We start from the raw sequence: 14,569 nt of genomic DNA, 5'->3' as shown, positions 1-14,569 counted from the left end.
ACCGCGACCGCCCAGACGAGCTCCATCCTCATCGTCGTCCCTCCATCTCCGCCATCCGCAGGGCGGCGTGCGCCATCGCCTCGGGCGTGTCGACGTCCTGCCACCAGCCGTCCCCGATGTCGTGCACCAGGGCGCGGCCACCCGCCGCGAGCGCCTTGACGCCGTCCGATAGCGAGCAGTCGCCGTCCGGGCGCCGCGCGGCGGCCTCGCGGATGGCTGAGAACAGCGCCGGCGTGCAGGCGAACAGGCCGGTGTCCACGGCGTCGAACGCCGCGAGCTCCTTGTGTATCTCGACGATGCACCCGCCCTCGGTGCGCACCTTGGTCGCGTCATCCTCGTCGAAGATCCTGTCGAGCTTGCGGTCCACGGCGAGCACGAGGCCGTCCTCCGGGAGCGCTGCCGAGCCCAGCCCGCGGATCAGCGACGGCTCGAACACGTGGTCGGACATCGACAGGAAGAACGGCCGGGCGCCGACGGCCTCGCTCGCCGCGAGCACCGAGAGGCCGTTGCTCATCCGGTAGCGCGGGTTCAAGGCGAACGTCACCGGGATGGCCGGGGCGCCGCCCTCGATCCCGCCCCGCACCTCGTCGGCGCGGTGCCCGAGGACGACGATCGCCTCGCGCACGCCGGCCTCCGCGAACCTGTCGAGGACGCGCAGGACGAGCGGCCTCCCGCCGAGCGGGACGAGCGGCTTGGGCGGTCCCTGATCGGACTTCAGCCGGGTCCCCATCCCCGCGGCGAGGACGACGACGACGTCGGCGATTGGAGAAGAAGCGCTCATGGGGGAACATTCGTAAGACGGGGACGCGGGCGTGTCAAACCCGGAGGACGCCGATCCCCCCTCGCCGCCGGACGTCCTCCCAGGACGACATGTGCCCTTGTATCCAGCTCGCTGTTGGGGAGGACGTACTAAGAAAGTAACGCACGATTCTCGCCGGACAAGTGGTCCGTCGGCGATTTCCGGAACTATGCCAAGGTCGAAAGAAGCGGCGTTCAAGTGAGGAGCCGTCGCAGGAGAGCGCGGGCCGCCTTGTGATCCGGCAAGCGGTAGGGCGCGCGGCTCGACTTCGGGCCGACGTGCACCGCGATGCCGTCGTCCGGGAGCGCCTCGAACATCGACTCGTCCGTCTCGTCGTCGCCCAACGCGAGGAACGCCGCGCTCGGATGTTCCTGTCGCAGCGTCCGTACGACGCGGCCCTTGTCGACTCCGTGGGGCTGGATCTCGATCACCTTGTCGCCCAAGAGGATGGAGACCGGGACGTTGCTGAGCGCCTGCGTGAGGTGCAGCTGGAGCTCGCGGGATTGCCAAGCCGCATGCTCGGTGTCGCAGAGTCGGAAATGCCACGCGAGCGAGGCGCTCTTCTCCTCGATGAAGGAGCCGGAGAGCCGGTCCGTGGCCCGCTCCAGGATGGGGCGCACGCGCCCTTTCCAACTCGCGTCCACCTCGAGATTGCGTTTCCATCCGCCAGAATGGAGCCCGATGTCCGAGTCGTCGAACCACTCGGCGAGCGTCTCCCTCTTGCGCCCGCTGACGATGTGGACGGAGAGGTCCGCGCGCTCGCAGAGATCGTAGAGCAGATCGAGCAGCTCCCTGTCCGGTTCGGCGAGCTCCGGTCGGCTGCCGAACGGCACGAGCGTTCCATCGTAATCGAGAACCACGACGAGCCCGTGCGCGGGGCCTAGGGCCTCCAGAATGCGGTCGTCGGCATCAGGAGGTTGGGGAGCCATGGAATCTCGTCCGCCCTCCGATGTCACCTCGTTCAAGGACGCGATGAACGAAGTCGCCCACCTGTGCACGTCGAAGCGGATCACCCTCTCGCGCAGCGCGCGCATCCGCTTCTGCCGGTTGACGCGAGGCATCTCGAGCGCGTCGGCCAGCGCCCGGGCGACGGCGTCGATGTCGTAGGGATTCACGATCACCGCCTCGCCCATCTCCGCGGCCGCGCCGGCGAGCTCGCTGAGCACGAGGACGCCGTCCTCGTCCACGCGCGAGGCGACGAACTCCTTGGCGACGAGGTTCATCCCATCGCGGAGCGGCGTGACGACCATCACGTCCGCCGCGAGGTACATGGCGACGAGCTCGCGCTGCGAGAACCCCTTGTGGATGAAATGGACCGGCGCCGACACGGGAGTCGAGTAGATGCCGTTGATCCGGCCTACCATCTGGTGGACCTTGCCGACGAACGTGTCGTAACCGGCGATGTCCTCTCGGGAAGGCACGGCGACCTGGACGAAGCGAATCTTTCCGACGAGCTCCGGCCGCATCTCGAGGAGCCGCTCGATCGCCATCAGGCGCCGCGGGATTCCCTTCGTGTAGTCCAATCGATCTATGCCGAACAGGAGGTGCTGTGCGTTGTTCTCGCGCCGCATCGCACGCGCCTGTTCGACGACATCGGGGTCCGCGGCCGCCTCGGAGAAGAACCGCGCGTCGATGCCCATCGGAAAGACGCCGTAGCGGAGGGTGCGATCGCCGAGACGCACGCGATCGATGTCCGGCACGATGCCGATGAGGCTCACCAGCGAGGCGGCGAAGTTGTGCGCGTAGGCGCTCGTGTGGAAACCTATCAGGTCCGCGCCGAGGAGGCCGCGGAGCAGCTCGTTCCGCCAGGGAACGATCCGAAAAACGTCGGCGGCAGGGAACGGGATGTGCAGGAAGAACCCGATTCGCGCGTTCGGGATCCGGGCGCGCACCAGCGCGGGGACGAGCATGAGGTGGTAGTCGTGCACCCACACGACGTCACCGCGGGCGTAGCTCGCGCAAACGGCATCCGCATACTTCTCGTTCACGTGTCGGTACGCGTCCCAGTCCCTCGAGTGGTACGGGAGGCGCTCGAGGAGGTAGTGGAAGAGCGGCCACAGCACGCCGTTGGAGAAGCCGGCGTAGAACCCCTCGACCTCCTCCGCGGTCAGCGACACCGGCACCGTCCGCATCGCGGCGAGCGCGTCATCGAGCGCGACACGCTGCGGGGCGGGCAGCCCGTCGAGATCGCCCGGCCACCCGATCCACAGTCCGCCCATGTCGCCGTGCGGCCCGCTGAGGCCGGTCGCGAGCCCGCCGGTGCTCTGCACGAGCGTAAAGCCGCCCTCGGCGTCGCTCCGGAAGGTGACCGGGAGGCGATTCGATACCGTGACGAGTCTTCCCATTCCTCGTCAAACATAACGTCCGAACCGCAGATGGCCAAACGAAACCGCCTCCAGGACAATATTCGCTCGGACGTTTGCGCTCGCCGCCGCGGTTGCGTAAGGTTCTGATATGCGACTCGAAGATCTGGGGCTCATCGGGAACTGCCAGTTCGCGGCGCTGGTGGATCGCCGCGGCGCCGTCGTCTGGTGCTGCCTGCCGAGGTTCGACTCGGAGCCGGTGTTCGCGAGCCTGCTCGACGAGGAGGGCGGCGGCGAGTTCCTCGTCGGCCCCGCGGACGGGACGGTCGGCACGCAGCGATATCTCGACAACACGAACGTCCTCGAGACGCGGTTCGACACGCCGGATGGATCGTTCCGCATCCTCGACTTCGCCCCGCGCTTCGAGCTGTTCGACAGGTCGTTCCGGCCGAAAAAAATCGTGCGGATCGTCGAACCGCTCGAGGGCACGCCGCGGATCCGCATTGCATGCGATCCGCGAATGGGGTGGTCGAGTCGACGTCCGGAAATCGAGCAGGGCTCCAACCATGTGTCGTACGGCGGGTTCGACGCGGAGCTCCGTCTCACGACCGACGTGCCGCTGTCGTACCTGAACGGCCTTCCTTTTGCGCTCACGGCGAAAAAGCACATCATCTTCTCCTGGGGCGCACCGGTCGAGGAGCCGCTCGAGCCATTGTGCGAGCGGTTTCGCAGGGAGACGATCCGGTACTGGCAGCTCTGGGTGAAGCGGTGCCACGTGCCGCCCATGTACCAGGCGCAGGTGATCCGCTCGGCGCTCGCCCTCAAGCTCCACTGCTTCGAGGACACCGGCGCGATCATCGCGGCGACGACCACTTCTTTGCCCGAAGCGCCCGGAACCGGCCGGAACTGGGACTACCGGTACTGCTGGATGCGCGACGCGTACTACGCCATCGACGCGTTCCGCGAGCTCGGCTGCTACGAGGAGCGGGAGCAGTTCATGCATTTCCTGCTCAACGTGGCGTCGGGGGCGCCCGACCTCGATCTCGCGCCGCTGTACCGCGTCGACGGGCGCTCCGATCTCGAGGAGAGCGTTCTCGAGGGCTGGCCGGGCTACCAGAAGAGCGGCCCGGTGCGCATCGGGAACGGGGCGCACACGCACCAGCAGAACGACATCTTCGGCGAGCTCGTGCTCGCACTCTCGCCGCTGTTCCTGGACGAGCGGTTCCGCGAGGATCAGACGCACGCGGCGTCGACGCTGTTTTCCCGACTCGCCGAAAAGGCGATCGCCGTCGCCGGGCAGCCCGACGCGGGCATCTGGGAGTACCGGCGCGACTCGAAGCCGCAGACGTTCTCGGCGCTGATGTGCTGGGCGGCGGCGGGCCGAATGGCCGGGGTCGCGGCGCGCTTCGGGCTCCCCACGGAGCGGCGCTTCAGGGAGGCGGCCGAGAAGCTGAAGGCGGACATCCTGTCGAACGCGTGGAACACCGAGCTCGGCGCGCTCGCCGCGTCGTACGGCGGCGCGGGGCTGGACGCATCCGTGCTGCAGACCGCGACGCTGCGCTTCTTCGACCCGTCCGATCCCCGCGGCTCCGCCACGGTCGACGTGATCCGGGACGGGCTCGACAACGGCGGTTGGCTGCGCCGTTACGCGGAGGACGACATCGGCGACACCACAAACGCCTTCGTCATCTGCACGTTCTGGCTCGTCGAGGCGCTCGCGGCGATCGGCCGGGGCAGCGAGGCGCGCACCACGCTCGAGCTGATCATCTCCCGCCTGCCGCCGCTCGGCCTCGTCGCCGAGGACGTCGATCCGAAGACCGGCCTCATGTGGGGCAACTTCCCGCAGGCGTACTCGCACGTCGGGCTCATCCGCGCGGCGTTCGCGGCGTCTCCGGACTGGCGGGAGATCTTGTAGTGAAAGAACGAGGGGGACAAGCGGACAAGCGGTGCCTCACACCCCCTCGGCGATCGCGATCCCCATCCCGACGAACATGGCGACCACGACGAGCCCCATCATGACGATCGCGATGATCCCCATCGCCTTCCAGATCTTGCGCTGCGCCCCGAGCGCCTCCTCGAGCTCCTGGTTGCGGTTGAACTGCACGAGGAAGCCTATCGCTCGGCCGTATTTGAACAGGAGGATCGACACGAGCAGGTACACCGTGGTGAGGATCACGTAGAGCACCCCCGCCGCGAACAGCGCCGGGGCCTCGTCCTCGTTCACCATCTCCCCCGACGCCGCGCCGATCATCATGAACAGGGACGCGAACGCCATGAGGCCGCCGCCGATGAACCCGAGGATCGAGAGGAACATCGTCCAGGGGCGCGTCCGCCGCAGCTGATCCACGGCGTTCGGCGACGGGCTCCCGGGCCCCGGCGGGAGCTGCGCCGACGGTCCGCTGGCCCCGAGATCGGCGGGCGGCGAGTAGGGGTTCGAGTCGGTCATGGCGTCCTCCTTCCGGGGGTCGACTCCGGTATCATAGGCGGTTCTACGCCCTCGAGCAGCCTATATCGCACGAGGTTCTGGTAGACGCGGCGCACGTAGTTGCGCGTCTCGACGAACCCGGCCTTCTCCACGAATACGTCCATCGGCAGATCGCCCGCCCGCTCGACCCAGTGCGCGACCGCCGCCGCGCCCCCGTTGTACGCCATGACCACGAGCGGCAGCGAGCCCTCGAACCGCTTCGACAACGCCTCGAGCTCGAACGACGCGGCGACGAGCGACTCGTGCGGTCCCGGCAGCGCGCCCTCGGGAAGCGGCGGCAGGCCGGCGCGCTTCCTGTTCGCCTCGTAGGTCGCGGGCATCATCTGCATCATGCCGAGCGCTCCGGAACGGGAGACCGCGCCCGGATCGAAAAGGCTCTCCTTGCGGGCGACGGCGTACAGGAGCGAGCGCGGCAGGCCGTGCGCGCGTTCGAGCGCTCGCACCTCGTCCGCGAACGGCGACGGGTACGCGGCGCGGGCCCGGCCGGCGTCTGCCGCCCCCGGCGGCCACGGGAGCGCGCGGCTCGCCCTGCGGATCGCGTACCACGGGGCGTCGAGCGCGAGGTAGTGCCGGATGAACGCGTCCGCGGCGGCCGCCGGGCGCGCCTTCTCCTCGGCGTCGTGGAGCTCCTCCGCGGCCTCCCGGTACAACCCGACGCTCGCGAGGAGGGCGGCCGGCGCCGACAGCGCGTCCAGCGTCGGCTGCTCTGCCTCCGGCGAGGAGGCCTCCGCGGGGATCGGGGCGAGCGCGCAGGGGGTCGCGTCCTTCCCGCTCGCTTCGAGGCGCGCCCGCGCGAGCGCGGCGTACCATGTCGTCGGGTCGGCGGCGCAGATCCGGGCGAGCAGCGCTGCCCCCTTCTCGGGCGCCGTGGCCGATCGCGCGACCGCGAGCCAGTACCGGTTCCGCAGGAGCGCCTCGGCGTTCTCCTCTCCCTCGGAGGCGGCCTCGAGGTGCGCGGCGGCGACCGCGGCCTTCTTCTCGAGCAGGGCGCAGAGGCCGGCAATGAAGTGCGCCTCGAGCGCCGTGTCTTCCGACAGCCGACTCGTCTCCGCCTTCGCCTTCGCGTTCGCCTTCGCCTTCGCCTTCTTCCTCGGCTCGGCCTTCCCCACGAGCCGCTCCATCCCCTCGAGCGCCTCCCCGTGACGGCCGATGAAGAACGCCAGCCGGCTCGCGAGGAACAGCGCCTCCGCGGCGCGGGCCGGCTGCTTCTCCCGCTTGCGCAGATCGCGATACGCGTCGATCGCCTCGGGCTCGCGGTCGTCCCGCGCGAGCGCCGACGCCCTGAGCCAGCGCGCCTCGGTCTTCCTCGCCCCGCCCTTCTCGATCACGACGTCGAGCGCCGCGATCGCCTCCGCGTAACGGCGCCGCCGCTCGTAGAGCTGGACCGCCTCGAGCCAACGCGCCTCGGCCGCGATCTTGGCGTTCTTCGACACCGCGAGCTCCGCGACCGCCTCGGCCGCGTCGTCGAAGGCGCGCAGCTCGATCAGGCGGCGAGCCCGGGCGAGGCGCCGGGCTGCGTCGAGCTCGGGCGCCGCGTCGAGCTCCTCGGGCTGCGCGGCGGCTTCCCGCATGGTCGATGCGGCGGCCGCGTCCTCCGCGAGCGGACGCAGGAGGGAGATCGCGCGCTTCGCGTCACCGGCCGCAGCGCACGCCCGCGCGAGCTCGAGCGTCAGCCTCCCGGGAGCCGCCTCGGCCGGAACCGCGATCTCGAACGCCGCGACGGCGTCCTTTGCCCGGCCGAGCGCCAGGAGGTGACGCCCGCGGCTCGCCGCTGCCGCGCGACGGTCAGACGCGCCGAGCGCTCCGGCGGATTCGCCGAGGATTCCCGCGAGCCCCGCCTCGGCCGCCGCGTGATCGTCGCTCCCGCCGTAGGCGCGGATCAACCCGTCGCGCCCCCTGGCCGCGAGCGGGCCGCCCGCGGCGACGACCTTCTCGTAGAGCCGGGCCGCCTCGGCGGGATCCCCGCTCGCCTCCGCGATCCGGGCGGCGAGGTAGTCCGTCGCCTCGGCGCTCCCCGCGGGGCCGAACCGGCGGCGGGCCTCGGCCGCGTCCCTCGCCTCGAGCGCGCGCCCCGCGGCGACGGGATCCTTTCCGGGTGACGGACCCGCGTCCGCGCCCGCGGCGGCTCCGGCGTCGCCGTCGACCGCCCCCTCCCCTTCAGCCCCGGGCTCCACGGTGGTCGGGCTCGGACCGGGGCAACCGCACGCCGCCCAGGTCGACACCGCAACCGCGAATAGCATCCACGAAATATTCGATCTCATTCGTGAAAAACCGATACCGCGAACGGTGAAATTATTGTCCGCCATTGAAACATCGATCCGGCGTCACCTCCCGCGCGCAAACCCGTCAAACCCAGCCATCATCGCCGCGCGGACGCCCGCCGTCCAGGATTTCGAAACGAGCCGAGCGCGGCGCTTCTGCTCGAGGATTGGCACGGTTCCTGCAATCTGCCCAAATATCCAAATTGTCGAAAGGTGGTGCCCGCATCTCACCTGGTCATCGCCGCTCGACAGCTCAAACACGCAGACCCACCTCTCCCCGGTCCCGGACATCTCCGGGACCCGTCTATCCGCGGGAGCCGAATTGACTTTTGGCATTCATCCTTGTAGTGAGTGGCATGTTCGAGGATCTGAAAGAACGCGTCCCTGCCATGGAGACGAAGCTCGCCGGGCTGCGGAGGCATCTTTGACGTCGACAAGAAGCTCGCCCGGATCGAAGAGCTGAACCTCAAGGCAGCGGCCAGCGATTTCTGGAACGACAACGAAACCGCGCAGGAAGTGCTCAAGGAGCGCTCCCGTCTGCAGAAGGTCGTGTCCGAGCTGGTCGGGGCCGAGCGGGAGCTCGCCGAGTTCAAGGATCTCGTCTCCCTCGCCGAGGCGGAGTCGGACACCTCGCTCCTCGACGATCTGCGCGCCCAGCTCGACAAGCTGACGGAGCGCGTGGACTCGATGGAGACGACGAGGCTGCTCGGCGATCCCGTCGACGCGATGAGCGCGTTTGTCTCCTTCTCGCCGGGCGCGGGCGGCGTCGACTCCGCCGACTGGGCCGAGATGCTGCTCCGCATGATCTCGCGGTACGCCGAGAAGAAGGGGTACGACGTGCATGTCGTCGAGATCCAGGAGAACGACGAGGGCGGCATCAAGAGCGCCATGATCAACGTGGTCGGCGAGTTCGCCTTCGGCTACCTCAAGTCCGAGAGGGGCATCCACAGGCTCGTCCGCATGTCGCCGTTCGACGCCCAGGCGCGCCGGCACACGTCCTTCGCCGCGATCGACGTCATCCCCGAGATCGACGAGAACATCGAGATCGACATCCGCGACGAGGATCTCCGCATCGACACCTACCGGGCCGGCGGGCACGGCGGCCAGCACGTGAACAAGACCGACTCCGCGGTGCGCATCACGCACCTGCCGACCGGCCTCGTCGTGCAGTGCCAGAACGAGCGATCGCAGCACAAGAACCGCGCGCAGGCGCTCAAGGTGCTGCGGGGCCGGCTGTACGAGCGGGAGCTCGAGAACCGCCGCAAGGAGGCCGACGCGCGCAACGCCGACAAGAAGGAGATCGCGTGGGGCTCCCAGATCCGGTCGTACGTGCTCGCGCCGTACAGGCTCGTCAAGGACACCCGCACCGGCGAGGAGACTGGGAACGTCGACGCGGTGCTGGACGGCGAGCTCGAGCGCTTCGTCCGCGCCTACCTGCTCGCGACGGCAGAGGGCTGAGCCGTGAACGTCCTGGCCATAGTCGTCTACATCGTCGTGATGCTCGTCGGCTGGATGTCGATCACCGTGAGCCTGTGGTTCGCCTTGGTGCAGGCGCTGGATCTCCTGGCCGGGAAGCTCAGGCACTACGGCTTCGTCGCCGTGCGCCACGTGCGCGGCGTCAAGCGGGGCGCGGTCACCGTCATCCCGGTGCTCGCGGTCATCGGCGTCTCCGCGTCGTCGTGCACGCTCACGACCGTCTTGTCCGTCATGGGAGGGTTCTCCAACGACCTGAAGCAGAAGATCATCAGCACGAACGCCCACGTCGTCGTCGACGACATCGGCGGCGACCTCGGCGACGCCTCCGGGTCCGGGCGAGGCGACTGGCGCCGCGTGCTCCAGGACGTCCGCGGGGTCGAGGGCGTGATCGCGGCGACGCCCGTCGTCAAGGGCGAGGCGATGATGAACGCCCGCACGAACAACCACGGCATCCTGATCCTCGGGATCGACACGAAGACGTTCGGCGGCGTGAGCCCGGCGTTGCGGAGGCTCGACACCGGCAAGATCGAGTACATCGACGATCCGCAGGCCCTCTTCGAGGAGGTCCGCGCAAGGCGCGCGCGCCTCTTCGGGATCAAGCCGCTCGCCGACAAGAAGGCGCCGCCCGGGGACGCCGGCGCGGAGGACGCCGGGGCGCCCTCCCCCGCGCCTTCGCGCGACGCGTTCTCGGCGCCGGCCGCGAGCCCCAAGCAGCGGGTGCTGGCGACGGTGGTCGTCGGCCGCGAGCTCGCGGACGCCCTGCGCCTCTACCTCGGCGACGAGGTCAACGTCATCTCCCCGCTCGGCGACATCGGCCCCACGGGCCCCATCCCCAAGAGCCGCCCGTTCCGCGTCGCCGGCGTCTTCTTCTCCGGGATGTACGAGTTCGACAGCCTGTACGCGTACACCTCCCTCGAGGCCGCCCAGAAGTTCCTCCGCAAGGGGGATCGCATCTCGGAGATCCACGTCGCCGTCGCGGACGCCGATCGCGCCGACGTCGTCGCCGCCCGGATCGCGGGGGCGCTGGGCGGCGCGCAGCGCGTGCGGCCGTGGCAGGAGATCAACGCGAGCCTCTTCTCGGCGCTCCAGCTCGAGAAGATCGTGATGATCATCTTCCTGGGGATGGCGATCCTCGTCGCCTCGTTCTGCATCATCTCCACCCTGTCCATGCTCGTGCTGAAGAAGGGATCGGAGATCTCCATGCTCATGACGCTCGGCACGACGGCGGGCGCAGTGCGGAGGCTGTTCTGGTTCGAGGGCTTCCTGATAGGGCTCGTCGGTACGGCGTGCGGGCTTCTGAGCGGCGCCGCGCTGTGTCAGTCCCTGAAGGTCTTCGGCCTCCCGATCCCGCAGGAGGTCTGGTACATCGACAAGCTGCCCGTGGAGATGTCCGGCCTCGAGTTCCTTTTCGTCGGAGTCGCGTCGTTCGCGATCACGCAGCTCGCGACGCTCTACCCGACCCACGTGGCCGCGGGCCTGCGCCCGGTGGAGGGCTTGAAGAATGCATGAAGTGGGCGAGAGCCTCCTCGACGTCCGGGGGCTGCACAAGGAGTTCCTGCACCGCGGGAACCGCATCCAAGTGTTGCGCGGCCTGGATCTGACCGTGCGCCAGGGCGAGATGTGCGCCGTGGTCGGCGCCTCGGGCGCGGGCAAGTCGACGTTCCTGCACGTGGTCGGGACCCTCGACCGGCCGACGGACGGCTCGATCCTGTACCGCGGGATGGACGTGACGCGCTTCAGCTCGCGCACCCTCTCCGAGTTCAGGAACCGCACCATCGGCTTCGTGTTCCAGTTCCACCACCTCCTCCCCGAGTTCACCGCGCTCGAGAACACGATGATGCCGGGCTTCATCCAGGGGATGGACCGGGGCGAGCTCGACACGGCGGCGCGCCAGATCCTCGACGAGGTGGGCCTCTCGGAGCGGCTGACGCACAAGCCTGGCGAGCTGTCCGGCGGAGAGCAGCAGCGCGTCGCGCTCGCCCGGGCGCTCGTCCTCAGGCCGGCGCTGCTCCTCGCCGACGAGCCGACCGGCAACCTGGACGCCGAGACGGCCGAGGGGATCCACGAGCTGTTCGTCCAGATGAACGAGCGCTACGGCACGACGATGCTGCTCGTGACCCACAACCCGTCGCTCGCCGCGCGCATGCCGCGGAGGCTCAAGCTCGAGGACGGCGCCATGCACGACATCACTTGAGGGAGCCGAGATGAAGACGCTCATCGCGTACGCGACCCGCTACGGCTGCGCGCGCAAGGCGGCAGAGGCGCTGCGGGATCTCATGGGCGGCGAGGTCACCCTCGTCGATCTCAAGGAGGACGGTGACCCGGATCCCGGGCCGTTCGACGCGGTGATCGTCGGCGGATCGATCCAGGCGGGCAGCGTGCAGAGGCGGGTGCGCGCGTACTGCGAGAAGCGGTCGGCCGAGCTCCTCGGGAAGCGCCTCGGCCTGTACCTGTGCTGCATGTACGAGGGGGAGGTGGCCGCGAAGCAGCTCGCGGATGCGTTCCCCGAGCGGCTCAGGAACCACGCGACCGCGTCCGGCCTCTTCGGCGGGGAGCTCGACTTCGAGAGGATCGGGTTCGTCGCGCGGCTCGTCGTGAAGAAGGTCGCGGGCGTCACCGAGAGCGTGTTCAGGTTCGACGACCGCGCGGTCCAGGAGTTCGTCCGGAAGATGCGGGACTGAGAGGCGCGGCCTACGGCTGGCGCTCGTACGCGCCCATGTCGGCGTAGACCGGGCTGCCGGTGCCGGTGTTGGCGACGCCCGGATCGTCGACCCGCGGGTTGCCGAGGATGTCCGCGTCCGGCGCCGGGGTGCCGTTCGCCGCGTCGACGCACGGCGACGAGGCGCCCAGCCGGAGGTCGCGCAGCTGGAACTGCATGCCGCTGACATCCCCCAACATCGTCACGAGATCTCCCCAGACGACGATCGAATTCGCGGAATTGAAGGCGATCCGGTAGAGGCGATCGACGCCGACGTCGGGTTGCAGGAAGAGGCCGGCGAGCTCCCCCGGGGTCCACGTCGCGGTCGAAACGGTGAGCTCGGTCTGCATGTGCGCCTCGTCGAAGACGGACCCCGACCACGTCCCGGTCTCCGGATCCGGGACCTCGAACCCCGGGTTCTCGGCGATGTTGCCGTCGACCCCCGGCGAGCCGAAGCCCTCCAGGTCGGAGTAGGTCATGCTGGTCGACGCCTGCGCGATCTGGTCCCCGGTCCCGGCGTTGCCCCACGCGATGCAGTTCGCGACGACCAGCATGGCGTCGTCGTTGTTGTCGATCGCGGCGCCGTCGCCCGGGGTCGTGTTGCCGTAGAAGGTGCAGTTCGTCACGTCCGCGCCGGTCGTCGCCGCGCGCACCTCGAGGCCGGCGCCGCCGACCAGAGCCGTGTTGCCCGCGAACACGCAGCTCGCGATCGCCGCGCTCGCGGCGGAGGACGCGTTCGATCCGACCTGTACGGCGCCGCCCCTGTCCGTGCAGGCGTTGGCCGTGAACACCGAGTCGACGATCTCGCACGTGCCGTTCTCGCTGCAGCGCAGCCCGCCGCCGGCCCACTCGGACGTGTTGCCGACGAACTCGCAGCCCGAGACCGAGACCGACGAGGTGCCCCAGACGCCGATGCCGCCGCCGCCCATCCCTTCGTTCTCGACGAACACGCTGCCCTCGACCGTCGCGTCGCCGCCGGCGCCGACCGAGATCGCGCCGCCCTCGCTCGCGTCGTTCTGGAAGAAGACGCTGTCGCGGACCGCGACCGATCCCTGGTAGTCCGAGTGGATCGCGCCGCCGAACCCGCCCGCGGCGCTGTTCCACTTGAACACGCAGCCCACGATCTCCGGAGCGCTCACGCCCTCCGTGGAGATGGCGCCGCCCATGTTCCCGACGTTGGACTCGAAGAGGCAGTCGACGATCCGGGGGGCGCCGGAGTCGACGAAGATCGCGCCGCCTCCCCCGCCGTCCATCTCCATGTCCCGGTTCGCGCTGTTGCCGCGGAACACGCAGTTCGCCACGGTCGGGGAGACGCCCGAGACGATCATGCCGCCGCCGTCGTCGCCGTACATGGCGTTGCCGGCGCTGCCGTCCCGGATCGTGAAGCCGTCGAGCCGCGCGTCGTCCGCGCCGGTGACCACATGGGACACGGAGAGGGTCGGTTCGGTCGCGCCGTGCCCGCTCAGCACGGTTTCGTTCAGCGCGAAGTCGCGCTCGTCGCGCAGCGCCTCGGTGCCGTCGAAGCCGCCGTAGACGAGCACGCCGGGCTCGAGCTGCACGGTGTCGGTCTCCGCGGTCACGCGGACGCAGTAGACGCCCTCGCGCACCCAGACCTCGCACCTATCGATATCGGCCTCGGCGATGATCTGGCTCCGGGCGGCGTCGATCCCCTCCTGCACCGTCTGGAACGCCGCGGACCAGTTCGCTCCGTCGCCGGACGAGTCGACCGAACCGTCCACGCGGAAGGCGCACAGGTCGGCGCACTCCATGCCGTGGTAGCCGCCCTCGCACGTCGTGCAGCCGGTCTCGAAGTCCCAGCCGACCTCGCAGTCGCACGCCGCGGTCGTCGCCGAGGTCTCCACGCAGATCCCGTTCACGTCCGGGCAGTCCTCGGCGACCTCCTCCTCCGCGTCGCACGAGTCGAACCAGTGCACGTCCCCGCCGTCCCCGCACGCCTGGTAGGAGTGGGAGACGCACTCGTCCGTATCCGTATCCGTATCCGTGTCCGAGTCCGAGTCCGTATCGGTGTCGGTGTCGGTGTCGGTGTCCGTGTCCACGTCCGTGTCCGTGTCCGTGTCCGCATCCGTGTCGGACGCATCCGGATCGCGGAGATCCACGGCGCCGATATCGAAGCACCCCGCGAGGCTCAAGCCGCCGACGAGGCACAACGCCCTGAAAACGATGGTCATCCGTTCCTCCTCGAGTCGGCCGAGCTAGAAGCTCAGCGCGACGCCTCCCGGCGCCGGCGAAAACGCCACCGCGGCAGGATCTTCGTCCCTTCGCGTGAGATCGACGATCAGCAGCACCGCGCCGAGCGCGGTCAACACGCCGCCGGCGACGAACCCGGTCACGATCATCGCGTTGTCCACGGGCAGCACGTCGTTCTTCAGCCTCGTGTACTCGTCCTCATCCGGCCGCGCCGCGGCCGCCTTGTAATCGTCATAGTCGCCCTTGCCCTTGCCGTAGAAGCCGCCGCCGACGGCGAGCATGCCGACGCCGACCGCCCCGATGACGATCCCGGAGACGAGCACGGGGGAGACCTTCTTC

General features: G+C 69.4%; 11 protein-coding genes. 5 read left to right on the top strand and 6 right to left on the bottom strand.

What is annotated here, in order from left to right; all coding sequences use genetic code 11:
* Window positions 1–28: 28 nt before the first annotated feature.
* Window positions 29–781, bottom strand: a complete 753-nt coding sequence (locus M0R80_25230) for an NTP transferase domain-containing protein (GenBank protein ID MCK9462939.1) — start codon at window positions 779–781, stop codon at window positions 29–31.
* A gap of 212 nt (window positions 782–993) precedes the next feature.
* Complete coding sequence (locus M0R80_25225) at window positions 994–3,144, bottom strand: bifunctional alpha,alpha-trehalose-phosphate synthase (UDP-forming)/trehalose-phosphatase (protein ID MCK9462938.1); 2,151 nt, start codon at window positions 3,142–3,144, stop codon at window positions 994–996.
* A 109-nt stretch (window positions 3,145–3,253) separates the two neighbouring features.
* Between M0R80_25225 and M0R80_25220 the strand changes: the two genes are divergently transcribed.
* Entirely contained in the window at window positions 3,254–5,017 is a 1,764-nt protein-coding gene (locus M0R80_25220) for a glycoside hydrolase family 15 protein (GenBank protein ID MCK9462937.1), read from the top strand.
* Between the two features lie 36 nt (window positions 5,018–5,053).
* On the opposite strand, the gene M0R80_25215 is transcribed toward M0R80_25220, so the two are convergent.
* Both M0R80_25215 and M0R80_25210 read right to left on the bottom strand, forming a co-directional pair.
* Window positions 5,054–5,548 (bottom strand): hypothetical protein, encoded by a 495-nt coding sequence (locus M0R80_25215; GenBank protein ID MCK9462936.1) that lies wholly within the window; start codon window positions 5,546–5,548, stop codon window positions 5,054–5,056.
* On the bottom strand, window positions 5,545–7,827 hold the full coding sequence (locus M0R80_25210; protein ID MCK9462935.1) for a lytic transglycosylase domain-containing protein: 2,283 nt from the start codon (window positions 7,825–7,827) through the stop codon (window positions 5,545–5,547). The genes M0R80_25215 and M0R80_25210 overlap by 4 nt, the downstream gene beginning before the upstream one ends.
* A 377-nt stretch (window positions 7,828–8,204) precedes the next feature.
* Here M0R80_25210 and prfB point away from each other — a divergent pair.
* The 4 genes from prfB to M0R80_25190 all read left to right on the top strand — a co-directional run bounded on the left by prfB (window position 8,205) and on the right by M0R80_25190 (window position 12,005).
* Window positions 8,205–9,306 (top strand): peptide chain release factor 2 gene (gene prfB / locus M0R80_25205; GenBank protein ID MCK9462934.1). Its coding sequence is split into 2 segments (ribosomal slippage): window positions 8,205–8,273 and window positions 8,275–9,306, totalling 1,101 coding nucleotides; the frame shifts between segments, so codons are not numbered across the junction.
* A 3-nt stretch (window positions 9,307–9,309) separates the two neighbouring features.
* On the top strand, window positions 9,310–10,833 hold the full coding sequence (locus tag M0R80_25200) for an ABC transporter permease (protein MCK9462933.1): 1,524 nt from the start codon (window positions 9,310–9,312) through the stop codon (window positions 10,831–10,833).
* Complete coding sequence (locus M0R80_25195) at window positions 10,826–11,518, top strand: ABC transporter ATP-binding protein (protein ID MCK9462932.1); 693 nt, start codon at window positions 10,826–10,828, stop codon at window positions 11,516–11,518. The genes M0R80_25200 and M0R80_25195 overlap by 8 nt, the downstream gene beginning before the upstream one ends.
* 10 nt (window positions 11,519–11,528) lie before the next feature.
* A complete protein-coding gene (locus M0R80_25190; GenBank protein MCK9462931.1) occupies window positions 11,529–12,005 on the top strand; it encodes a flavodoxin domain-containing protein in 477 nt (158 codons plus the stop codon).
* Window positions 12,006–12,015: 10 nt separating this feature from the next.
* Here the strand turns inward: M0R80_25190 and M0R80_25185 are convergent, their stop codons facing one another.
* Together M0R80_25185 and M0R80_25180 are read right to left on the bottom strand one after the other, a co-directional pair.
* Entirely contained in the window at window positions 12,016–14,211 is a 2,196-nt protein-coding gene (locus M0R80_25185) for a right-handed parallel beta-helix repeat-containing protein (protein ID MCK9462930.1), read from the bottom strand.
* Window positions 14,212–14,235: 24 nt separating this feature from the next.
* Window positions 14,236–14,569: hypothetical protein (locus tag M0R80_25180; protein MCK9462929.1), on the bottom strand; the 334-nt coding region annotated here is incomplete at its 5' end.

It is taken from the genome of Pseudomonadota bacterium (assembly GCA_023229365.1).
GTDB lineage: Bacteria > Myxococcota_A > Polyangia > JAAYKL01 > JAAYKL01 > JALNZK01.
The sequence above is the reverse complement of the archived record's forward strand: the minus strand, read 5'-3'. Positions and strand labels throughout refer to the sequence as shown.